Here is a 23,568-nt window from a genome sequence, read left to right as displayed (position 1 = left end):
ATATCTTATTCTTTCTTTTTTTCCATTGTCTTAATGACAGTGTTTATACGATAATCACCATAATGTAAAACATCTGCAAGCGTCTCTTCTAATTGCTGATGCGAAGATGTGTGAAGAATCATGATATAGCACCCATCACCACTTATACGATACATTTCAGTAATTACGTCTGTTTTTTCGAAAAAACTTTGAATTTGAATATGATAATGTGGTGCATGCAAAAATAGCGTAACAAACGTCATAATGGATCCTTCCAGCTTAGCTCTGTCGATATCTATCGTATATTTTTGAATGACACCAGCCTCTTCTAATTTGTTAATTCGTTTTCCAACGGCTTGGCCAGTCAAATGTACTATCTCTCCAATTTCCCTCCAGTTCATTCTTGCGTTTTCTTGTAGTAACTGTATAATTTTAAAATCTGTTGAATCAAACATGGACATCCCCTTCCTATATGAAGCGACTTCTATAAAATCTTCATTTCCCATACAGTTCAGCTCAAAAATTTTGCACTACAATCGATTAACTCTATTAGGAATTACATTATTGTTAACGGCTTTCCTTCTTCTTTACAATGTATTTTTTTGATTACTCGTAGGCATCAGAAACTACTTTGGTAAATATTCGAAAGATCCCTGCAGCAAGCTAGCGATTGCTTTTTTATAAATATGAAGATTTTTTAGGAATTAGTTTATCTTTTTTTAATGTTTTATTTAGAGGGAGTTTATACTCTGGGATTAACATAATAAACGTAGCAACTAAGTTCATTGATTCAACCTAAATCTTTTCATATAACAAAGATTCAGAAGGATGAACTACTACTATAATCACAAACCGTACTACTTAAAACCATGTGAATAACATGAAAATCATACAATGAGGAGACGATAAAAAATGAACAAAAAAACGAAAGCACTATCATCAATACTGCTCGGATTCACATTAGCATTAACAGGGTGTGCTGGTACTAAAGCCGAAGAAAATCACGGTAAACAAAAACAAGAACAAGCTGCTAAAGAGACGAAAAAGGAAAACAAGTTAACGAAAGGCCAAAAAATGGCTAACATTCTTAGCGATACTAATTGGCAAGGTACAAGAGTATATGACAAAGATAAGAATGACTTAACAAAAGAGAATGCAAACTTCATTGGTCTTGCAAAATATGATGCGAAGTCCGGCAGATATGAATTCTTTGATGCTAAGACAGGTGCAAGTCGTGGCGATAAAGGAACTTTCTTTGTCACAAATGATGGGAAGAAGAGAATATTAATTTCAGAATCAATGAAGTATCAAGCTGTCGTTGACATGACAAAACTAAATAAAAATGTATTTACTTATAAACGAATGGGGAAAGACGCTAACGGTAAAGATGTAGAAGTTTTCGTTGAACATGTTCCATATAAAGAAAAAGAACTTTCTTTCACTGATCCGGACAAGCAACTGAACACTACTACAGGCGATATTGTTAAAAATGTTGATGGAGATAAAATTTTAGGCGGCACCCTTTGGCATGGAACAAAGGTATTAGATGAAGCTGGTAATGATGTAACACAGTTTAATTCTAATTTTATAAGTCTAGCAAAATTTGATGACAAGTCTAATAAATACGAGTTCTTCAATAGCGAAACAGGTCAAAGCCGCGGTGACTATGGTTACTTCGATGTTGTACACGAAAATAAAATAAGAGCTCATGTATCAATTGGAAATAATAAATATGGTGCGGCTCTTGAACTTACTGAACTGAACAATAAGAAATTTACGTATAAAAGAACTGGTAAAGACCAATCTGGTAAAGACATAACTATATTCGTTGAACATGAACCTTATAAAGGTGATGTTAAACCACAATTTAGTTTTTAATTAGTTTGATTAAAAATCCTGTACTGAACTACAGGATTTTTCTTATGAGTCTACTTTTTATATTCGAAACATGAATTAGCTGTAAACGAAAAGAAGCATAAGCTAACCAAAACGGTCATCTTATGCTTCTTGTTACAACTAGGATCAACCACTACAGTTCATCAATGACTTTCGTTAGCTTTTGAAGCGCTGATAAAAAATTTGTTAATTCTTCAGGTGATAAACTCGCATAATATTTTTCAGAAACCTGCTGCATATATGCGTCCATTTCTTTTTTATACAACAAGCCTTTCTCACCTAATTCAACTGAAAAAGCACGCTTATCTTCTGCATGTTGCCTTCTGAAAATATATCCTTCCATCTCAAGTTTTACTAACTGTTGGCTAATGGCACTCTTCGTTACATTCATTTTTTCTGCTAACTCTTTAGGAGTGGATGATGGGTACCGAATAATTAATGTTAATAACGTATATTGCTGATTATTTAAATTGAAATTCGTATAGGATCTTTCTTTCGTTTCAAGTAATATCCATAGTTCTTCAAGTGTTTGATTAATTTCCTCAGCTATATTTTTATTTTTCATACTTGTCTCTCTCACCTTTTCTTCTCCAATTTTTCGGATTTACATACTTTTTATATTTTGACACCACTTCTTTCCCGACAAAGACAGCACCTATCAAAAAAGGATCTCTCCTATTACTATACATCCTGGAATGACAACGGCCTTTATCTGAGTCGAAAGTGAAGTAAATGGTATGATTAAAGCACTCGCCCACAGTAGAACATATATGATTAGAAGCCCTATTCCAACTTTAAAAAGAAATGGCTTTTTTGGCTTATTTTCGTTTGAAACTATTTCTTTTCCCATTTCAAAACCTCCAAATATATAATTTAGTTTAGTTAACTAAACTAAATGTTAATATTGGTTCCATTGCAAGACTTAAAATTGCATCTAATAAAATTAAACTTTCTGGAAGCGTAAGTTGACTGTAAATAAAATGTGTTTTGAACTGTAATATTGCCATAAAGCATAGTTAGAGCACTACTATCCTTTTTCCCCTTAACCGATGAATGTTTTTTCGTGCATAATAAAAAAACAAAAAATTTCTGTCACAAAACTCGCTGTTCCGGGTTCTCTATAATACAGGCATCAAATGAGAGTGAGGTTTTAACTGACATGTTAAAAATAAAAAAGGAAGAAAGGCCTGTTTCGGATGTGACATTTGAAGATTTGTTTAAACAAAACTATGTTTACGTTGTGAAACAGATCGTATGGATTGTCAAAAGTCAGACTATCGCTGAAGAATTAGCCCAAGAAGTATTTTTACAGCTATATCGCAACGATTGGAAGAGTATTGAACACTTACCTGGATGGCTAATAAAATCTTCTACTTATGTAGCCTATAAATATCTGCGATCTGAAAAACGGCATCAGGCGAGAGTAGATAAAACCATACAATATCATGAAGTACAACATATTTCATCATTAGATGATGACTGGATTAGAAAAGAAGAAATTACAAAGGTCCAAATGGTACTCAGTAACATGAATGAACGAGATCGAACCATCTTATTGATGAAATTTTCTAGTTTTCAGTATAAAGAAATTGCAGAAGTGCTTCAAATCGACATATCTTCTATTGGAACATTATTGGTCCGAGCCAAACAAAAGTTTCGTAAGATTTATAAACAATTAGAGGAGGCTTAATAAATGAATTGTTATGATGTGGGATTTATTCAAGCATATATGGATGGGGAATTACCTTATGAGACAAGAAAAGAATTCACAAAACATTTAGATACGTGTAACGCATGCCAAGACTTATTACTAGAAATTAGTAAATTAAATCAATGGGAAAATGTCATGTTAGAGGAAGAAATAGTACATTCATCAAAAGAAATCAAAATTGATGTAGACAAAGCGTGGCAAGCATTTGAAAGTCGCGCAAAATTAGAAGATGTTTCTTATATCAATCAAAAACCTGAACAGAAGAAGGGATTATTTACAAATATGAATAAAAAATCAAAACGTTTCATGTATATAGCAGTAGCGGTAGCAGGGCTTTTTTCAACAGCTATGATTCCACAAGTTCGAGTGGCAGCTACAGATGTTGCCTCTTATTTTTCCAATGCAATTTCAAATGATAGGATTATTGATGAAGGAAGAGACGTTACAAAAGGGCAATTTATTCCTCTTGATGAAAAGATTACAGATCAAGGTGTTACAGTACATCTGAAAGAATTATATGTAGCGGATGCACGTATATCCGTTCATTACAAAATTGAAAAAGAAAATGGAAATGTAGTACCGTTTGAATTTGATACAACGGGGTTACAACTTGAAGATGATGGCAAAGTAAATGGTCAACAAGAACAAAACCCAGAGTATAAGAAAAATGGGTACTTCGGACAATTAGCATTTATTCAAGGAGCAAATGATGGGCCCTTCGAGCTAAAAGCATCAGGTGAAGAATTAAAGCATATAGGTATTCGTTTTAAGGATAGACCAGAAGGTGTCATTACATTTATCGAAGGTCCTGAAGGGAAAGATTCCTTCAAACAACCACTTACATTAGATGTCAATATAAGCAGGATTGGAAAATTAGCTGGTTCTTGGAAAGGTCAACTTCAAATTGATCCTACCAAATTGAAAAAATAAAGTTAATTCAAATGAAAAAAAGAATAGAACGATGCGTATCCAATACCATGCTTATATTCTTCCTTGTGTTACTTACATTTATTTCATACATGATTTCTACTCTATCATTTTTAATTTCATAATCATAAAAAGGTAGTATAGAAAGTATCCGGTTCCTTAACATACAGGGAATCGGATACATTTTGTCCAAACGCACAATTTGCTTTTTTCGTATGGTGCCCCTACATGCAAAACTTACATAAAATCTAGATGAACTCCAAATAAACTCCAGATACTTGTTTTATGCTAAATGTAATCTTAAACAAGGAGGTAATAAAAAATGTTTAAAACATTATTAGCAGGAACACTTTTAAGTACAGGATTATTAGCGGGTGGTGCAGTAGATACAGAAGATGTGAAAACGAACAAACTAGAATCGAATGAAAAAATAGAATGGAGACAAACAAATAAAAGTGAAAAAGAATCCGCAAAAAAGATGGACAAAGGTACAAAAATTGATCAAAATCAACCAATGTCAGTTACAACAAGTGTAGATGGAACAACAACTTCTTCGCCAATCCATAATTCATCTGAAGACGCAGTGCCAGCAATTCCTAACGAAGATGTGAAATCTAACCATAATCAAACCTTTGAAATGCCTGAGGACACTAAATCAAAACCTGCACATGATTCTTCTAAATAAGCTATAAAATGAAATAGGATCATACCGTCAGATAAGTAATAATAGAATCCCTGTTGCATACAACGCAGGGGGTTTGATGTTAAAAAATTTCCCTTCACTAGTCAAAGGCAAATAATGAAAAAAGAAAAATCAGATGTAAAATAATCAATAATTATTAAAAACAAATAAAAGGAGTATCTCTTATTTAATAAGAGATACTCCTTTTATTTTTGGAAACATGTCTTAGCCACAAGCAAAAAGAACTATAAACTTGCATAAAGTTTATTTTAACTTCCCTATTGATAGGTTAACACGGTAATTCCCATACTTTAATAGTCGTCCTAGAAAGTTATCCAATTCTTCATTGGAAGCAAAATGTGTTTTTAATAAATAACATCCGTCACCACTTATACGATGTACTTCAGAAATCCCTTCTTCTCCTTGAAAGAAATTCATAAACTCTTGATGGTTAGCTGTTGTTACGAACAGAGTAACAAACGCAGTCACTACTTGTCCTAATTTGATTCGGTTTATTGCGATTGTGTATTGCTCAATAATCCCTAAATCCTCTAACCTTCGAATTCGATTTCCTACTGCCTGCCCCGTCATATGTATTTTTTGACCAAGTTCTTTCCATTGTATTCTTGAGTTCTCTCCTAATAATTGCAGTATCTCAAAATCTGTTTGATCAATGATATAAACCAATCCTTTCACCGTGAAAGTAGAAAGCCAGAAAGTGTTTCGCCAGCTTATTCTGCTTATCGATACAATTCACTATACTTAGTTTATCCTCTTACATCACATTGTTTATCAGTTATATTCACTTATAACATAGAGGACGCAACAAAAAAATACATCTAGATTTAAAGGAGGTTACAAATATGTTATTACAAGAAATCCTATCGTTCAATGAACAATTTGTAGAAAATAAGGAATACGCTCCTTTTGAAGCGACAAAAATGCCTAAAAAACGTATGGTTGTTGTTTCTTGCATGGATGCTCGTTTAATTGAGCTACTTCCAAAAGCTTTAGATATACACGATGGTGATGCAAAAGTTATCAGAAATGCAGGTGGTAAAATTGCTTCTCCTTTCGATAGCGTTATGCAAAGTGTTATAGCATCAGTATATGATCTAAATGCAGATGAAATCTTTCTTATCGGACACCATAAATGTGGTGCAAGCCAAACTAATCCAAAAGGAACAATTCAAAAAATATTAGATCGTGGAGTAGCTTCATCCGAAATTTTATCAGCAATTGAATATGCTGGTGTTGATCTTGAAAAGTGGTTATTTGGATTCGATGATGTCTGCGATTCAACTCAAGCTAATGTTGATTTAGTAAGAAATCATCCACTTATTCCAAAAGATGTTCCTGTACATGGTTTAGTCATTGATCCTCACACAGGTAAATTAGATTTAGTAGTTGATGGATATAAAACATTAAATGGTATGAAAAATTAATTATTACTCAAATGAAGGGAAGTTATTAAATATGAATAGACAAGAAGCTACGCAAAAAATTATGGAAGCAAAAATTGCAAAAGGTTTAACATGGGAAGAAATTTCAAAAGTAAGCGAAAACTCTGAGACTTGGGTTGTAACAGCATTATTAGGACAAGCTACAATGACACGTCCGGAAGCAGAAAAAATCGGTAAACTATTAGAATTAGATGAGGAAGTGGTTCAGGCATTAACAGTAGTTCCACTTAGAGGTCAAGTAATGCAAATGCCTCCTACTGACCCAATCTTATATCGACTATATGAAATGATGTTACAATACGCACCAACTCTTAGAGAATTAATCTTAGAAAAAGCTGGCGAAGGTGTAATGAGTGCAATTAACTTCAATCTAGGTGTGGATACACAAGAAGATCCAAAAGGTGGCGATCCTCGTATCGTTATTACACTTAACGGTAAATTCTTACCATTCCGTACATGGTAATCAACTTTAAATCTATATATATAATTAAAATAATTTTATAGATTTACAAAATCCATCCTTTTTAATCTAGCTGTATAGAAAGGATGGATTCTTACTATGAGATTCTTTTTCGGCAAAGGAGAATAATATGAACAAAAAATACTTTAATACGAGCTTTAGTATTCTACAGTGGTTTGTGTTTCTATTGGCAAATGCAATTGCATTGCCTATCATTATTGGTGGCATATTTCATTTATCAATAGAAGATATCTCAACATTAATGCAGCGAACTTTTTTAGTCGTGGGAGTAAGTTCATTTATACAAGCATGGTTTGGGCATCGCTATCCCATAGCAGATGGTCCAGCAGGTTCATGGGTAAGTATATTTGTCATACTGGGACAAGTAGCTATGCATCAGGAACAAAGTGCAAAAGACGTGTTGCAACTTTTAGAAGGCGGGTTAATTATTGCAGGTATATTACTCTTCGTACTTGGTATAACAGGACTTGTACATCGAATCTTACGTTTATTTACCCCTTTAGTTACAGGAACTTTTCTTTTAATCTTAGCACTTCAGCTTAGTGGTGTGTTACTAAAAGGAATGATAGGATTACAAGGATCTGTAACTCAACCTGATTATACAACAGCTACTATTGCACTCTTTGTTTTTGCCATGATTACCTTCTTATCAATTAAAGGGAAAGGATGGATGAAAAGTTACGCTGTGTTACTTGGCCTTTCATTTGGTTGGCTTTTGTATGCTTTATTAGGAAAATCATCTCATATGCCTTCACACACACCGTTAGTTAAGTTACCACAGATATTTGCTTGGGGCATGCCTAGATTCGATATCGGAATGACTCTAACTGTAATTTTATTTACATTTCTTTTAGTTGCAAATACGATTGCTGCTATTTCGGCTGTAACACAAGTGGCTCCATTATCTAAAGAAAATGAAAAGCGAACACTGAACCGTGGTGTATGGGTCGGAGGTATATCACATATTATCTCGTCGTTATTCTCTACAATTGGAATTGTACCATTACCTGCATCAGCAGGATTTATTCAACTAACAGGACAAAGAAAAGTGAAGTCATTCCTTATAGCAAGTCTCATATTAGCAGGAATTTCTTTTATTCCCTCAATTGTAAGCTTTATATCCTTACTTCCAGGCCCTATTGCTAATGCTGCACTTTTAGCAACATTTGTCCAAGTAATAGGCCTTTCATTTCAATCAATTTTACGTGAAGAATTAAATCAACGCCGATTAACTATATTAGGAATTACATTATTAATCAGTTTAGGAATAATATTCCTTCCAGAAGGTGCATTTAGCGGTATTCCTTCTTCCTTACAATATGTTTTAAGTAACGGATTACTCGTAGGCACTATGATCAGTATTCTGCTAGAACAGTTTTGGAAAGAGTAAAGGGTTTATACAATGCAATAATACTCCTTGCTCAGTCCTAACAAAAAGGGATCACACCAGACGGTTGATCCCTTTTGTTTTATAATAATCTCTCTTATTTTTCTACAATATCTTTTGCTTATAAAGCTTTATGTTAACACAGCTATTGGTTAGCTTGTCCTGACATATTATGAATTTCCGTTCAATTTATCTAAGATACTCTTCTCTATTTTTGTTTGATCCACTTTAGCTATTTTAGAAACAATCCCACGGCGATCTTCCCAATCAATCAAATAATATTGATTTTTTTCCAATTTATTTTGCACGGAAATTTTCAGTTTTCTTTCTTCCCCTTTTTTATCGTACACCTTCTCATCGTAAACATGATACGTAAGAATTTCTCCATTACTCAATTTTTCGTTTTCTACTGTAGAATCAGTCATTACCTTTACATAATATTCTTTAGTTGAATAGTACCCATTACCTGATTTCAGATAGTAGAAAGCACCTCCTATTATAGCTAATAACACAAAAATCCTAATGATCCATTTCATATGATAATACCTAACCTTTCTATCCTACTTGTAAAATTTATATTCATTCACATATAAATCTTCCTTACTTTAAGTATGCTTTATCTAAAAAGAGAGTACAATCCAGTTTCCTTACACCCACATTACACTTTTGTAATCCTATCATTTTGGATTAAAACATTTTTATCATTTTACAAAGCAAGCATAATTTTTTCGCAAACAAAAAGAACCATACCCCTGCCAACCTGGAAAAGTTATGGTTCTTATCATATAAAATTGTAATTTGAATATTATTGCCGTAAACGCCAATCTCACAGGATTATTTGTATAAGGTGTTCAGCAATTTTGTCTCCACTTATCTTTTTATTTTTTTCTTTTCTACCAGGGCTGCCGCCCACATTTTAACGAAAATATACGCTAAGGATTATCTTGCAGCGTAACAAGCTACTTCTCCCTTAAATGTAGACACACTATACCGAATCTTAACTACATCACAACTTCTTATATGAGAACGGACGAGACCTACTTTGTCTAACACAATTGTGTTAGCTTATGAGTGGATAACCAAACCAGAATATAATGATTCCCTTACATTCACCGTCCGAGTGTTCAACACGTCGCAGGACTGGGAGTAATGACATATCTGTGGAGCTATTACCAACAGCCAGAAAAATTAAGAGTTATCACGATGGGCAATCGCATAAAAAAAGCTGCTGCCTATAAAATACAGACAGCAACTTCAACTAGAGTAGCTAGCATAATTTACGCAAGCTACAGTATACATTTTGTAACTAATAAACAGCGATTGGCCCATAGGGACCATTGATAATTTCTATTTTTGTTTCAAAAATATCAGTCAAAATTGTTGGGTCCATAACCTCTTCTACTGTTCCAAAAGCCGCAATTTGTCCATCTTTCATAGCACAAATTTTGTCAGAGTATTTAGCAGCAAAATTTATGTCATGCATAACAGTCAAAATTGTTCTTCCGAATTCATTAGCTGCACGTCTCAAATGCTCCATCATTTGAACAGATCGAGCAACATCAAGGTTGTTCAGAGGCTCGTCCAAAAGTACGTATTCGGTCTCTTGGCACAATACCATTGCTACATATGCCCTTTGTCTTTGACCACCAGAAAGTTCATCTAAATATCTATTCTCTAAATTAGTTAAATCCAAGAAATCAATATATTTAGAAATAATAGCTTCATCCTCTTTCGTTAATCTTCCCTTTGAATAAGGAAAGCGCCCAAATCCAACTAGTTGTCTAACAGTAAGCCTAGTTACAAAATGATTTTCTTGTCGCAATATAGTCAAAACTTTTGCTAAGTCTTTTGATTTGGATTCAGAAACATCCATATTTGCTACTTGAATGTGACCTTCATCCATATCTAAAAGTCTGCCAATCATCAAAAGTGTCGTTGACTTTCCAGCGCCATTTGGTCCAATTAAAGAAGTAAAGCCTGCTTTTGGTATTTCAATATCCAAAGGTCCTATTTTTACCTTATCACTATAGAACTTTTTAACATTATCAATTTTTATCATAAAGCCCTCTTCCTTAAAACTATAGTTAAGAATATGATTCCACCAAATAATTCAATAATAACTGAAACTACACCTTGAGCATGGAATACATGATACATTAAAAAGTATGCGCTCGTCATTATTAAAAATCCTATAGCAAAAGCCATCGGAAAAATATATCTATGATCATACGTTGACGCTGCCTGATAACTCAAAGTTGCCACTAAAAAGCCGTAGAAAGTAAGTGGCCCAATTAGAGCTGTTGAGATGGACATTAAAATAGCTACTAATACAAGCGTATAAATTACACTAGGTTGATATTTAACCCCGAAAGAAGTAGCAACATCCTTTCCTAGTGACAAAACATTCAAATTCTTAGAATGAGCAAAAATCAATACTGCTACAATTATGATCATAGGAATTACAATAGGAAAATATGCAGGATCTGCATGATTAACAGAACCAAATAATCTTGCTTGTAAAATATCAAATTCTGAAGGCGCAAGTAGTTTTCTCATAAAAGTTGACACAGAATTTAGCCCGGTACCAATAATAATTCCAACTAAAAGCATAAGTTGTAAATTCCCGTATTTACCGGAAAGTAACCATCCATAAAGTATCAAACTCATGAAGACCATAACAACAACTTGGAATAAAAATGATCCAATTCCATTAAAATTTATTAACGCACTAGCACCAAAGAAGAATACTGTACTCGTTTGAATTGCTGAATAAAGTGATTCGAAACCTAAAAGTGAAGGAGTAATAATTTTATTATTCGTAATAGATTGGAAAGCAACTGTCGACAAGCTATGGCAAACCGCAGCAATAATCATTGCAACAATAGCTACTATCCTTCTCTTAACAACTGGGATAAAAGAAGGTGAATCTATCGGAACTGGATTGTTATACACTAAAAGTCCATATGAAGAAAGGAGACCTAAACCAATCAATGTTATCAATAAAATCCAATAACGTCTTGCTTCCTTCTTAGAACGAAAAGCGCTAGCTGATCTACTTTCATTATGAAGGCTAGAATCGATTTCGACATTTTCTTTATTTCTATATTCTAATGTGATCATCGTAGCCTCCTTGGTTTTCTTTGTCTCAATAAAATAGTAATAAACACGACTGCTCCCACTGTTGCAAGTATTAAAGAAACAGGTAATTCAAAAGGCTTTATAATTGTTCGAGAAATGATGTCACAGACAGTTATTGACCCCATTCCGATCACACAAACCCAAGGTAAATTACTCCTAAGATCATCACCTCTAAACATGGAAACGATATTTGGCACAATTAATCCTAAGAAAGGTAAGTGTCCAATAACAGCTGCAACAATTCCAACTGCAACAGAGATAAGACCAGTCCCAAAAAGAACAATTCTATTGTAATTAACTCCAAGGCTTGTTGCGACATCTTCTCCTAGTCCAGCTAAAGTCAATCTATTAGCATACATAAAAATAAGAAAAGTAATGATAACAATCAGCCATAAATATTCATATCTTCCCACTTGAATGTTAGCAAATGAACCTACGAACCAAGTTTCAATACTTTGTGTCTTTTGAAAAAGGAGTCCCAAAAAAGTAGACACTGCAGAAATAACTGCTCCAAGCATCAATCCAATAATCGGGACAATTAAAGACGAACGAAGTTTAACTCTTCTTAAAAATAAAAAGAAAATCATAGTTCCTATAAAAGAAAAAATGATTGCACCAGTCATTCTTTGCACTAAAGTCGGGGCAGGGAATAATAAATATACAAAAAGCAGGCCTAAGCCTGACCATTCAATAGTCCCCGTTGTAGTAGGTTCAACAAAACGATTCTGTGTAATAAGTTGCATGACGAGCCCTGCCATCGCCATTGCAGCTCCAGTAAGCATTAATGCAACTGTTCTCGGAACACGAGTTATGAAAAACATCTCCATTCCGTCCTCTTGTCCACGTATATCATAAACTCCAGTAAACAGTGATATAATCCCTAAAATTATAACAACTATAATCGCTATTATAAAAGATTTTGTCCATAATTTATTGTGATTATAAAACTGGGGTTGAGAAATATTCTCAACCCTAGAAATTATATTTTTTGACACTGTTTCGTACTCCTTTACACTACTTAGCTAAAGTTTTTGCAAGATTTCCAAACAACTCTATATAAGTCTGAATTGATTCATTTGTGTAAGTATCTTCTGGTGCATAAACAACTTGTTTTTTAGAAACAGCAGTTGTGTTTTGAAGAGCTGGTGATTTAGAAATAACATCCTTAGCAGGTGTTGAAGTAGCTGCATCAGATGTTGCAGCATCACGATCTAATACGAAAAGCCAATCAGGATTTGTTTGTGCAATAGCTTCAACAGAAACGTCATCACCTTTATGACCTGCAGTAGAATTTGAAACTTCTAGTGCTGGAACCCAACCGAAAATTTCATACATTGGTCCCCAAACACGACCAGAATGTGGAGCAGCAAAACCAATATTCCCACCAGTAACGATAACACTCATAACTTTATCTTTTCCGTTATAAGCAGATTTTGCAGTTTCAATAGATTTATCAAAATCAGCCACTAATTTTTTAGCTTCTTTATCTTTATCAAAGATTTTTCCTAAAGTAATTGTAGAATCTTTAAGTCCTTTTACTAAGTTTTCTCCAGGCTTAGTAGCCTTCTCTGAAACATCAAAGTTAAGATCAATAACTGCTGCATTTGGTACTAATTTTTTGATTTCTTCGTAATGGTCAGCAAATCTTTGACCAACGATTACAAGGTCAGGGTTTGCAGCTGCAATAATTTCAAGATTTGGCTCACGGTGATTCCCAATATTTTGAACTTTTTCATCCTTTTTATATGCTGAATCAGCAGGCATGATATCCTTTGGAGCAGCCGCTAATTTAATTCCCCAATCAGCTAAAGTTTCAAACGTTCTATTATCTAAAGCAACTACATTCTTTGGATTTACAGGAACAGTAACCTTTCCATGTGCATCAGTGATTTCAACCGTTTTTGGCTTATCACTACCATTATCTTTATTATTAGCCTTCGAAGTTTCTTTACTTGAATCCGAGCAAGCCACTAACATTAAAGTGAAAATTGCTAGAATACTTACTAATTTTAAAAGCATAGATTTTTTCATATGTATACTCCTTATAGTGTGATTTATTTCGAAAATGATGACATCCATAGATTGAATTAGAAAGTAACTTTTATTCAATTGAATCGCTATTGATAATCATTTTCATTTGAACATCCTGTTAATTAGTATAGTCATTAATTCTGTGAAAATCTTGTGAATGGTGCGAATTCATAAAATCAGGTATAAAAAGTAATATGTGAAGTCGGGCGTGTTGATTAACCATGATTTCCTCTACAAAACACGCTCATTAATAGCTAATATTTTCATAATCCATTTTTTCACGTCTTTTAATACTTCTAAGAAACTATTTGATTATCATTTTTTATTATCTTATTTTTATCAGTCAATCATTGAATAGCCTCTGCCATGTATCGTTTGAATATATCTGTCTTTCTTCTCGCACTTTAACTTTTTTCTTACATACCCAATATATAAGTCTACTACATTTGGATTTACTACTACGTTATATCCCCATACTTGATTCAAAAGCATTTCACGGCTCAATATTGTGTTTTTATTCTTGATTAAAAATACAAGTAAATCGTACTCTCGCTTAGTAAGCGAGAGGTTTTCACCACCTTTTTTCACAATATTGCTAGATGCATCAACAAAGAGATCTTTAAACTGAAAAAAGTTTATCTCCTTTTGCTGGTTACAATCACTTCTCCTTAAAATTGCTTGAACCCTTGCTACTAATTCTTCTTTCGCAAATGGTTTTCTGATATAATCATCTGCTCCTGCTTGTAACCCTGCTACGCAATCCTTGCTAGAAACATTGTCGGTCACAATAATGATCGGTGTCGTTTTAACTAATCGTATTTGTCTACAAATTTCTGGTCCGGGTATACTTAATGAATCCCAATCCAATATGATAATATCCCAATCTTGTTCATATATTATATTTAAACCTTCGTTTTCATTGTGAAGTTTTAAAATGAAATAGCCTTCTTGCGTTAGACCTCTTACGATTTTCTTCGCTAAAGACCGTTCATTCTTAATTACTAAAACCTGCTTCACCGATGGTTCACCTCTACTTCAATATAACTTAGTTAGATAAAAAATTATCCCAAAAAATAATTTAAGATTTATAAATTTTAAATTCCTAAAAAATCCGTTATAACAGCTTATTAGGAGAACTCTATATAATCTTACAATAGGTATGGATAAAAACACAAAACATATAAAGATTTGAATAAAGTGAATTTAAATACACCTTCACCAATCGGGTGCTTACGTTCAGCCCCCATCAACTTAAACATTTTATAAAACCACAAAATGAAAAAACGGTATTCTTTCTATTACTTTAAATCTAGAAAACAAATCACTTCAATGTTTTCTGAATATTATGGGAGGATGTAAATACTGTGAACACTGTATATTTAGTGTTTAGTTGACCTTATAATAAAAAAAAGCGCGCTAAATTGAATTGAAAGGTGCAAAAACATGATTACAAATCAACAATTAGTAATAAACAATTTGGAAGAAAAATTAAAAGTATTTACTCATACAGTTAGTGGAGAACTTACAAAGGAAGAAGATTTCATCATAGCAAATACAGAAATTCCTACTGATACATTCAATGTTGTATTGCCGAAATCTCCAAATATCAAAAATGCAGTTAAGATTAGACATGGAATCGATAATTTTTCATATAAAAAATATCCCTTTAGTATTTGGATTGATGCTCAGTATTTAACTGAGGATTGGACAAAACTTATGCAAGAATATGACCTAAAAGAAGCGGAACGTAATGTAATGATGAAACTTGAAAATACTCTTAATGTTGATCAAAGAATTTCCCATCAACTTATGATTACTAATGTAAAAAATAATGAAGAACTTTTAAAATATATAGACGTATTCATGAGCTTATTCGAGGGTACACCAGAAAAAGATGCATTAAAAAGTTATTTTAATAAGTTTTCACAAGTAAAATTAGGTTCAGAAGTTCAAATGTTTATTGGATGCATAGATGACATGCCTGTAACTACTGGTTTATTAATAGAAAGCAAAGATAGTTATGGTATTTATGATGTGATGACAAAAGAAACATTTAGAGGTAAAGGAATTGGCAGTGAAATGTTTCAATTTCTTCTAAATCAAACAACGGATAAACAAAAACCAGTTGTATTACAGGCTTCAGATGATGGGAAAAATATCTATAAGCGATTTGGATTTATAGATGTAGGAGAAATGGTTGTATTTGAATAAAAGGTTTTCTTATTAAGCTATAGGGCGGAATTGTTGAGCAACATAGATAGGAAATGATCCAACTTTTTATAAAAGAATAAACCAATTGAAAATATTAAGGGCGTGTTTTGAACAATCTTTTTTCAAAACACGCTTTTTTCTTTTTGTTTGTTTATCAAGGTTATTTGCTTAACTTGAACAAACTTTATTCTAAAACAACATGAATTATTAATTAATATCACTTTGAAGAAGCATATCTTTACATACCAAAAAAGAAGCATAAACCTGCACATTATGCAAAGTTATGCTTCCTGTTATACAAAATAAAAAAACCACCAAATATGTATTGGTGGAGACGGTGGGAGTCGAACCCACGTCCAAAAATATCGGCACTTAAGCTTCTACGAGTGTAGTCGATATATTAGCATTTCGCAAACTCTTCGGCCTATCGACAGGCTTCCAAGTTGCTAGTCTGATTGTTCTCTTCCTTCGCCCTCAGACGGCGAACTCCGGCGTAGTCCACTTAGTTTGAGTCCCTTACCCTACCACATGGACGATGGAGGGAGGAACCTTTAGTGCAATTAAGCAGCTAAAGAAAGATTGTTTTGTTTGCCAATTATAGGCTTTGACGTTTTAACGAGGCCGATCCCCTCGACTCGCAACCTAAGCTCGAACTATCCCTGTCGAATCCGTAACGTCCCCATGATAAAAATGGAGCATACGAAGAAAATATCGTGATAGCTACTAAGAGCTGTTTTTCAATGTGCAATAACCTTACATAAGTTATTATATCATACGCGCGCCGTTTTACAAATGTAAATATCTGTATTACATCTTTTGGCGATCACGGAACACGCGTGCAATTTCACGTTTCGCTTCTTTCTCTTTTAAATCATGACGTTTATCATATTGTTTCTTACCTTTTGCTAAACCAAGTGCCATCTTTGCAAATCCATTTTTTAAATAGATTCTAAGTGGAACTAATGCGTAACCTGTTTCTTTGGCAGCTCCCGCTAGTTTATCAATTTCTTTTTTATGAAGAAGTAATTTTCTCGTGCGAAGCGGATCATGGTTGAAACGATTCCCTTGCTCGTACGTATTAATATGCATATTATGAACCCATACTTCACCATTATGTATACGTGCAAACGCATCTTTCAAGTTCACGCGACCAGCGCGAATCGACTTAATTTCCGTTCCTTGAAGGACAAGCCCTGCTTCGTATGTTTCTTCGATGAAATAATCATGAAATGCTTTTTTATTTTGTGCAATAACCTTACCTGTACCTTTTGGCATATAACGTCCCTCCTCTATTTTTACTATTGTAACAAATGTAAACAAAAAGCGAAAGTGGCTCGCTTAGAATCTTTGGACATTGGAACTCCCGACAGAGAAGCGTTTTTTGCTTCGTTCGAGGGAGTGAAATGACCAATAAAAAGAAAAACGGCCCCGCTTTTCATCAAAGCGAAGCCACTCTTTTCTTACTTACGCTTTTTCTTTTTCTTCTTGAATCCTGGTACGTTTTCAAAGAATCCTTTTTTCTTCTTGCCATTACCATCTTTTTTCCCTGGCTGACTAGCGGACGTGGATGCTGATGCTGATGCTGATCCTCTTCCTGTGCTTTTACCTTTGCCACCACGGTCAAATTTTCTACCTGTACCGCGTTCGCCGCCGCGCTCATTACTGCGCTCGCTACGTCCACCCCGTTTCTTTCTGCCTGTTCTTGGCTGTTCGATAACGACTGGACGATCTTTGAACTTACGGCGAGGTGTACCTTTCATGCCAACGATTTCAAAGTCAATTGCGCGCTCGTCTTTGTTTACGTTAATAACGCGAATTGTAATTTCGTCACCGATGCGGAATACGTTACCTGTACGTTCTCCAATCATTGCGAAATGCTTCTCGTCGTAACGGTAGTAATCATCCGTTAAGTAACTAACGTGTACAAGACCTTCAATTGTATTTGGAAGCTCTACGAATAAACCGAAGTTTGTTACAGAGCTAATCATACCGTCATACTCTTCACCGATCTTATCGACCATATACTCTGCTTTTTTCATTTCGTCTGTTTCACGCTCTGCTTCAACAGCACGACGTTCCATATTAGAAGAGTGTTCTGCAATCTCTGGTAAGTTTTCACGCCATTTTGCTTGTGTTTCACTGTCGACTTTACCGTTAATGACGTATTCACGAATCAATCTATGAACGATCGTATCTGGGTAACGACGAATCGGCGATGTGAAATGCGTGTAGAACTCAGTTGATAAGCCGAAATGTCCTAAGCTTTCCGAATCGTAACGTGCTTGCTTCATAGAACGAAGCATAACCGTTGAAATTACTACTTCTTCAGGCTGTCCTTGAACCATTTCAAGGATTTGTTGTAATGCACGAGGATGTACTTCATTCGCACGTCCTTTTACCGCATATCCGAAGTTCGTTACAAACTCGAAGAATCGCTCTAACTTATCTTCTTTCGGATCTTCATGGACACGGTACATGAATGGTACGTTCATCCAGTGGAAGTGTTCTGCTACTGTTTCGTTCGCAACAAGCATAAATTCTTCAATTAACTTTTCTGATACAGAACGATCACGCATGACAACATCAGTCGGTTTTCCTTCTTCATCTACTAATACTTTTGCTTCTTTAAAGTCAAAGTCAATTGCACCACGGCGCATACGCTTTTCACGTAAAATTTGTGCCAATTGACCCATCTCTTTAAACATTGGTACTAACGGTTCATAGCGCTTGATTAACTCTTCATCCTCATCTTCTAAAATGCTTCTTACGTCAGCATATGTCATACGCTCTGTCGTTTTAATCACACTTTGGAAAATCTCGTGTTTGACAACATCACCTAAGTTGTTGATTTCCATTTCACAAGAAAGTGTCAGACGGTCTACTTTCGGATTTAATGAACAAATACCGTTAGATAGACGGTGTGGAATCATTGGAATTACACGATCAACAAGATATACACTCGTCGCTCTTTCCGCTGCCTCAACATCAATTGGAGAACCTTCTTCAACGTAATGACTTACATCCGCAATATGAACACCAAGCTTGTAATTACCATTCTCAAGCTTCGTTACTGTAACAGCATCATCTAAGTCCTTCGCGTCTGCACCATCAATCGTTACAATCATTTGGTCACGTAAATCACGGCGATCTTTCAAGTCTTCTTCTGAAATCGTTTCTGGTACACTGTTTGCATGCTCCATCACTTCCTCAGGAAATGCTAAAGGTAAATGATGTTTATGGATGACCGATAAAATATCTACTCCTGGATCATTTTTATGACCTAGAATTTGAATAACTTCACCTTCCGCACTTAAACGATTCTCTGGATAGCTCGTAATTTTAACAACTACTTTATGGCCTTCTACAGCACCCATGGATGCGCTTTTCAAGATGAAAATATCACTTGTCCAACGCTTATTGTCAGGTATAACAAACCCAAAGTTTTTCGATTCTGTATATGTACCAACTAGTTCTTTCGTTCCACGTTCTAAAATGCGTACAATTGAACCTTCTTGACGTGAACCACTTGATTGTGAACTAAGGCGTGCTAATACTGTATCACCGTGAAGTGCACCGTTTAATTCTGTAGGAGGAATGAAAAGATCATCATCTCCCGTTTTCTTCTCTTCTGGCACAACGAAAGCAAAGCCACGCGCATGTCCAATTAACTTACCACGCACTAAATTCATTTTTTCTGGAAGACCATAACGATTGCTACGTGTACGAATAACAAGTCCCTTCTCTTCCATCATTACAAGTGCCTTTACAAAATCTTTAAAGCCCTCAGAACCTTTAATTCCAAATGCCTCTTCTAACTCTTGTATCGTTAACGGTTTATACGCTTCTTCTCTCATAAATAATAACAACTTATCAATATGTTCTTGTGTGATTTCTTCCAAGCAAAAATACCTCCTTTAAACCCTTATATTATTTAGTGTATCCGAAAGATGGGGGATGTATAAAGCGAAAATTCAATACTCCCCTAATGATTTTTTTACAGTTTCCATAAAAATTTCCTTATGAAAAAAAGAGGCAACTAGATCTTACCAATCTAGTTGCTCCAAGAAGTTATATACATCCTCATGTAGCTCGTCACGTTGCTTATCCAGTGTAATGACATGCGTAGAGTCTTCATACCATTTAATGTCCTTTAACGTTGATTCTACACCATTATAAATAATGTTAGCACTATCCGTATTAATCATTTCATCATGACGCGCTTGTACAACAAACGTCGGTGCATAAATCATATCAACATTATTACGTACATCAGCAATTAGCTCTTGTAATGCTTTTAATGTATTCATCGGTGTCTGTTGGAATTCCAACATTTCTTGTTCAATTTGCTCTGGTGATTTTTGCTCACGCTTTTTATATTCGCGGGCATATGCCAATATACCTTGGTACATTGTTTCTTCACTCTTAATATACATCGGTGCACACATTGGTACGACACCTAAAACAGGGATTGTATATGCTAATTTCAGAGAAAATACTCCGCCTAGTGACAAACCAACGACAGCAATTTTCTCAAAGCCTTTATCTTTTAAAAGCTGATATGCCTCCGTTACATCTTGCCACCAATCTGTAGGGCCTGTATGAACAAGTTCTTCTGGTGGTACGCCGTGTCCTTTATAAATTGGCGCATGACAAGTATAGCCTTTCTTTTCTAAGAAACGCCCTAACATACGTACATCAGCTGAGTTTCCTGTGAATCCATGTAGTAATAAAACAGCGCGGTCTCCACCCTCAAATGTAAATGGTTTCGGAGATGCTAATTTCATCATGTACTTCTCCTCTTTCTCTTCTGTAATCTAGTCGTATTCTTTCTATATCTTAGTGTACCATATTTATATTTCTATAATCTAATTAGAAACTTTTTTCAAATAACAAAATAAAAAAAGAAGAACCATTAGTACAAACTACTAACGCTTCTTCTTTCAACTCTATAAGTTTAAGTACGTAACAGCAATTGTTAATACAAAGAACAATACAGCTAAAACAATTGTAATACGGTTTAATACCGCTTCAATTCCACGTGCTTTTTGCTTACCAAATAATTGCTCTGCACCGCCGGAAATTGCACCTGAAAGGCCTGAGCTATTACTAGACTGCATAAGTACCATAACAATCATTAAAATCGATACAATAATAAGTAAAACGGATAATAACGTATGCACTTGGCGTACCTCCTACAAAGATTCAGTTATTTTAACTGTAGCATAAATCCTATAGAAAAGCGAGAGCTATAGAGTCGCTCTCGCTTTTCTTCTATTACATAAACATCATTGCAAATAACGGTCCGAGCAAACATGTCAAAATTGCTGTTAATGTCATTGTTACCGATCCAATAACACCTTCATGTTCGTTATTTTTCATCGCTCTCATAACACCCATAATATGAGAAGCACATCCAAATCCGATACCTTTACCAACCGAGTTTGTAACGCGGCTCCATTTTAATAAAATTGGACCTGTAATCGTTCCAGTAATACCTGCGATAACTACGAATGCCGCTGTTAAGGATGGAACACCACCAACTTGTTCAGAAACGCTCATCGCAACCGGCATTGTCACTGATTTTGGTAATGAAGATAAAATTAAACTTTTATCTGTTCCCATAAGTGAGGCAATAGCAAAATCACTCGCAATCGCAACTGTTGTACCTACTAATACTCCGCCCGCAATCGGTACAACATATTTTTGCAGCACATGACGTTGTTTGTAAAGCGGGATTGCAAATGCTACAACACCTGGTCCAAGTAACTTCGCAATCCAGCCACCACCGCTTTCCATATAATGTTGATATGGTATATCAAGCACAATAAATAAGAAAGCCATTAATCCTGTCGCTACAAGCATTGGAATAGTAAATGGTGTTGGAAATAATTGATAGATTTTTTTAGATAATTGATATAATAGCACCGTAAAAAGAACCCAACCGATTCCGATTAATATTTGACTCATCACGACTCTCTTTCCTTTCTATTCGCAAGATATTGCCCTGTATGTCCTGCGACAATGATAATTAAAAACGTACTCGCTACAACTGTAATGAAAAGAGAAATTCCTTTACTCATAAAAAAAGCACCGTAATTCATTAAGCCAAGCGTTGGCGGAATTAATAAAAACGGCATAATAGCGACGAGTGTTTCCGCTCCTAAATCAAACCATTTCACTGGAAGTACTTTTAGGCTAAGTAAAACAAGTAAAAGAAACATCCCAATCAAGCTTCCTGGAATTGGAATATTCAACATTTCTTGCACCCAAGTTCCAACCATATAAAACACATAAAGAGCAGCAATTTGGACAAGGATCTTTGTAAATTTCATGTTCATCATCCCTCATGTTTATACGATCTTCTGTTAATATCTTTATCATAGTATAAATTGTAAAAAGCTGCAATTTATCAACTTGACAGCAAAAACAGCCTATGTTATACGCTTACAACCTTGATATGACTGCATTTCCAAACAAAAATTACGTCAAAAACATTGACCTAATATAAAAAGTTTTTATTTTCTGAATTTACGATACTATTATTTCAATAAAATAATCTTTTTATCCTTAAACTTACATATATATAAAGTGAAACTTTAATCAATGAGGGTGTCCTCATCCCTATTGATTATTAGCCCTCACCAAGCAAGTTTGTACGGGATAAACAAGATAGGTGGTGAACATATGCCCAAAAAAGTTCTTATTTTTTGCGATCCTGGAATCGATGATACGATGGCTCTCCTCTTAGCATTCTTTATCGATGAAATAGAAATAGTCGGTATCGTTGCTGATTACGGCAATGTTCCAAAAAAAATGGCCGTAGAAAATGCTCATTTTCTTACAAACGAAGTAGAGGGTAGAAATATCAAAATCTTTGGTGGATCAGAACGGCCAATTACTGGTGCCCCTCCTGCTTTTTTTACAGATGTACACGGGAAACAGGGACTCGGCCCAATTATTCCAAAGGAGAATGTGACTAACGAAGAAATGGAGAATTTTTTTGAAGTTATTCCTCTTATTGAACAGTATAAAGATGAATTAATCATTGTAAGTTTAGGAAGACTTACCTCCCTAGCAATTTTATTTATCGTATGTAAACAATTAATGGAGCAAATTAAATCTTTCTACGTAATGGGCGGTGCTTTTCTCCATCCTGGTAATGTTACCCCTATTTCCGAAGCAAACTTTTATGGCGATCCTACTGCCGCTAATATAGTCCTTCAATCCGCAGCTAACATGTACATATACCCATTAAACGTCACCCAATACTCCATCATTACACCAGAAATGGCCGAATACATCGAGGCAAAAGGAAAAGCTCCACTTGTCAAACCGTTATTCGATCACTATTACTACGGATATTATAAAGACGCCCTACCACATTTAAAGGGCAGCCCCTTCCATGACACAATGCCAATACTCGCTTTACTTGATAACGCTATGTTTACATATCACAAATCACCTATCGTTGTCATGACAGAATCTTATGCACAGGGGGCAAGCATTGGAGAATTTCGCTCTTTAGGAGAATCTAAGCCATTTATTGATTGGCCGAGTCATCAAATAGCAATTGATTTTGATTATAATCGCTTCTTCAAACATTTCATGTCACTTATGACAGGTGAACAATTTTAGCATAAAAAAACAGACCGTGATTTCTCA

At 34.8% G+C, this 23,568-nt stretch carries 24 protein-coding genes, 1 other RNA gene and 1 pseudogene; 9 read left to right on the top strand and 17 right to left on the bottom strand.

What is annotated here, in order from left to right; translation table 11 throughout:
• Positions 1-5: 5 nt before the first annotated feature.
• Positions 6-440 (bottom strand): Lrp/AsnC family transcriptional regulator, encoded by a 435-nt coding sequence (locus JDS95_RS17205; RefSeq protein ID WP_139823529.1) that lies wholly within the window; start codon positions 438-440, stop codon positions 6-8.
• Positions 441-891: 451 nt separating this feature from the next.
• Between JDS95_RS17205 and JDS95_RS17200 the strand changes: the two genes are divergently transcribed.
• Positions 892-1,857: a DUF4822 domain-containing protein gene (locus JDS95_RS17200; protein WP_001036594.1), complete on the top strand. Its 966-nt coding sequence runs from the start codon at positions 892-894 to the stop codon at positions 1,855-1,857.
• A gap of 151 nt (positions 1,858-2,008) precedes the next feature.
• On the opposite strand, the gene JDS95_RS17195 is transcribed toward JDS95_RS17200, so the two are convergent.
• A complete protein-coding gene (locus JDS95_RS17195) occupies positions 2,009-2,440 on the bottom strand; it encodes a MarR family winged helix-turn-helix transcriptional regulator (protein ID WP_085450697.1) in 432 nt (143 codons plus the stop codon).
• Positions 2,430-2,725 (bottom strand): annotated as a pseudogene (locus JDS95_RS17190) (transporter suffix domain-containing protein). Before JDS95_RS17190 ends, JDS95_RS17195 begins: the two are co-directional and overlap by 11 nt.
• Positions 2,726-3,034: 309 nt before the next feature.
• Between JDS95_RS17190 and JDS95_RS17185 the strand changes: the two are divergent.
• The 3 genes from JDS95_RS17185 to JDS95_RS17175 all read left to right on the top strand — a co-directional run bounded on the left by JDS95_RS17185 (position 3,035) and on the right by JDS95_RS17175 (position 5,198).
• A complete protein-coding gene (locus JDS95_RS17185) occupies positions 3,035-3,565 on the top strand; it encodes an RNA polymerase sigma factor SigX (protein WP_085450698.1) in 531 nt (176 codons plus the stop codon).
• 3 nt (positions 3,566-3,568) lie between these two features.
• On the top strand, positions 3,569-4,516 hold the full coding sequence (locus JDS95_RS17180) for a DUF4179 domain-containing protein (RefSeq protein ID WP_085450699.1): 948 nt from the start codon (positions 3,569-3,571) through the stop codon (positions 4,514-4,516).
• 319 nt (positions 4,517-4,835) lie between these two features.
• A complete protein-coding gene (locus JDS95_RS17175; protein ID WP_085450701.1) occupies positions 4,836-5,198 on the top strand; it encodes a hypothetical protein in 363 nt (120 codons plus the stop codon).
• A gap of 261 nt (positions 5,199-5,459) precedes the next feature.
• Here the strand turns inward: JDS95_RS17175 and JDS95_RS17170 are convergent, their stop codons facing one another.
• A complete protein-coding gene (locus JDS95_RS17170; RefSeq protein ID WP_002045736.1) occupies positions 5,460-5,891 on the bottom strand; it encodes an Lrp/AsnC family transcriptional regulator in 432 nt (143 codons plus the stop codon).
• A gap of 167 nt (positions 5,892-6,058) precedes the next feature.
• Here JDS95_RS17170 and JDS95_RS17165 point away from each other — a divergent pair, with 167 nt between their 5' ends.
• From JDS95_RS17165 to JDS95_RS17155, 3 genes are all read left to right on the top strand, one after another.
• Positions 6,059-6,640, top strand: a complete 582-nt coding sequence (locus JDS95_RS17165; protein WP_000926483.1) for a beta-class carbonic anhydrase — start codon at positions 6,059-6,061, stop codon at positions 6,638-6,640.
• 31 nt (positions 6,641-6,671) lie between these two features.
• A complete protein-coding gene (gene cynS, locus JDS95_RS17160; protein ID WP_001081567.1) occupies positions 6,672-7,121 on the top strand; it encodes a cyanase in 450 nt (149 codons plus the stop codon).
• Between the two features lie 127 nt (positions 7,122-7,248).
• The gene (locus JDS95_RS17155) at positions 7,249-8,529 is read left to right on the top strand and encodes a purine/pyrimidine permease (RefSeq protein WP_085450702.1); all 1,281 of its coding nucleotides are present in this window, start codon (positions 7,249-7,251) and stop codon (positions 8,527-8,529) included.
• 167 nt (positions 8,530-8,696) lie between these two features.
• Here the strand turns inward: JDS95_RS17155 and JDS95_RS17150 are convergent, their stop codons facing one another.
• From JDS95_RS17150 to JDS95_RS17125, 6 genes are all read right to left on the bottom strand, one after another.
• Positions 8,697-9,062, bottom strand: coding sequence for a YxeA family protein (locus tag JDS95_RS17150; protein ID WP_000871138.1), 366 nt, complete (start codon positions 9,060-9,062; stop codon positions 8,697-8,699).
• 770 nt (positions 9,063-9,832) lie between these two features.
• The gene (locus tag JDS95_RS17145; RefSeq protein ID WP_000590044.1) at positions 9,833-10,585 is read right to left on the bottom strand and encodes an iron ABC transporter ATP-binding protein; all 753 of its coding nucleotides are present in this window, start codon (positions 10,583-10,585) and stop codon (positions 9,833-9,835) included.
• On the bottom strand, positions 10,582-11,646 hold the full coding sequence (locus JDS95_RS17140) for an iron chelate uptake ABC transporter family permease subunit (protein WP_000631250.1): 1,065 nt from the start codon (positions 11,644-11,646) through the stop codon (positions 10,582-10,584). The genes JDS95_RS17145 and JDS95_RS17140 overlap by 4 nt, the downstream gene beginning before the upstream one ends.
• Positions 11,643-12,659: an ABC transporter permease gene (locus tag JDS95_RS17135; protein ID WP_085450703.1), complete on the bottom strand. Its 1,017-nt coding sequence runs from the start codon at positions 12,657-12,659 to the stop codon at positions 11,643-11,645. The genes JDS95_RS17140 and JDS95_RS17135 overlap by 4 nt, the downstream gene beginning before the upstream one ends.
• 19 nt (positions 12,660-12,678) lie before the next feature.
• Positions 12,679-13,695 (bottom strand): siderophore ABC transporter substrate-binding protein, encoded by a 1,017-nt coding sequence (locus JDS95_RS17130; protein WP_000749431.1) that lies wholly within the window; start codon positions 13,693-13,695, stop codon positions 12,679-12,681.
• 339 nt (positions 13,696-14,034) lie between these two features.
• Positions 14,035-14,712 carry a response regulator transcription factor gene (locus JDS95_RS17125; RefSeq protein WP_085450704.1) on the bottom strand — a complete coding sequence of 226 codons (678 nt, stop codon included), beginning with the start codon at positions 14,710-14,712 and terminating at the stop codon, positions 14,035-14,037.
• Positions 14,713-15,138: 426 nt separating this feature from the next.
• Between JDS95_RS17125 and JDS95_RS17120 the strand changes: the two genes are divergently transcribed.
• The gene (locus tag JDS95_RS17120) at positions 15,139-15,906 is read left to right on the top strand and encodes a GNAT family N-acetyltransferase (RefSeq protein WP_000632237.1); all 768 of its coding nucleotides are present in this window, start codon (positions 15,139-15,141) and stop codon (positions 15,904-15,906) included.
• Positions 15,907-16,232: 326 nt separating this feature from the next.
• Here JDS95_RS17120 and ssrA read toward each other — a convergent pair.
• The 7 genes from ssrA to JDS95_RS17085 form a co-directional block, all read right to left on the bottom strand.
• Positions 16,233-16,587: a transfer-messenger RNA gene (gene ssrA / locus JDS95_RS17115) on the bottom strand.
• A gap of 126 nt (positions 16,588-16,713) precedes the next feature.
• Positions 16,714-17,181 carry an SsrA-binding protein gene (gene smpB, locus JDS95_RS17110; RefSeq protein ID WP_001123917.1) on the bottom strand — a complete coding sequence of 156 codons (468 nt, stop codon included), beginning with the start codon at positions 17,179-17,181 and terminating at the stop codon, positions 16,714-16,716.
• Between the two features lie 185 nt (positions 17,182-17,366).
• On the bottom strand, positions 17,367-19,805 hold the full coding sequence (rnr, locus tag JDS95_RS17105) for a ribonuclease R (RefSeq protein ID WP_000391347.1): 2,439 nt from the start codon (positions 19,803-19,805) through the stop codon (positions 17,367-17,369).
• Positions 19,806-19,949: 144 nt separating this feature from the next.
• A complete protein-coding gene (estA, locus tag JDS95_RS17100; RefSeq protein ID WP_000761983.1) occupies positions 19,950-20,690 on the bottom strand; it encodes a carboxylesterase in 741 nt (246 codons plus the stop codon).
• 162 nt (positions 20,691-20,852) lie between these two features.
• Positions 20,853-21,086, bottom strand: a complete 234-nt coding sequence (gene secG, locus JDS95_RS17095; protein WP_000557263.1) for a preprotein translocase subunit SecG — start codon at positions 21,084-21,086, stop codon at positions 20,853-20,855.
• Between the two features lie 94 nt (positions 21,087-21,180).
• A complete protein-coding gene (locus tag JDS95_RS17090) occupies positions 21,181-21,873 on the bottom strand; it encodes an LrgB family protein (protein ID WP_000078307.1) in 693 nt (230 codons plus the stop codon).
• Positions 21,873-22,238: a CidA/LrgA family holin-like protein gene (locus JDS95_RS17085; RefSeq protein WP_000673221.1), complete on the bottom strand. Its 366-nt coding sequence runs from the start codon at positions 22,236-22,238 to the stop codon at positions 21,873-21,875. Before JDS95_RS17085 ends, JDS95_RS17090 begins: the two co-directional genes overlap by 1 nt.
• A 352-nt stretch (positions 22,239-22,590) precedes the next feature.
• Here JDS95_RS17085 and JDS95_RS17080 point away from each other — a divergent pair, with 352 nt between their 5' ends.
• Entirely contained in the window at positions 22,591-23,541 is a 951-nt protein-coding gene (locus JDS95_RS17080; protein ID WP_016107231.1) for a nucleoside hydrolase, read from the top strand.
• The last annotated feature ends 27 nt before the right edge of the window (positions 23,542-23,568 follow it).

The sequence above is a fragment of the Bacillus cereus group sp. N24 genome (genome assembly GCF_016483345.1).
Taxonomy (GTDB): Bacteria; Bacillota; Bacilli; order Bacillales; family Bacillaceae_G; genus Bacillus_A; species Bacillus_A toyonensis.
Note: the sequence above shows the minus strand (reverse complement) of the source record. Positions and strands in the feature narration are given on the sequence as shown.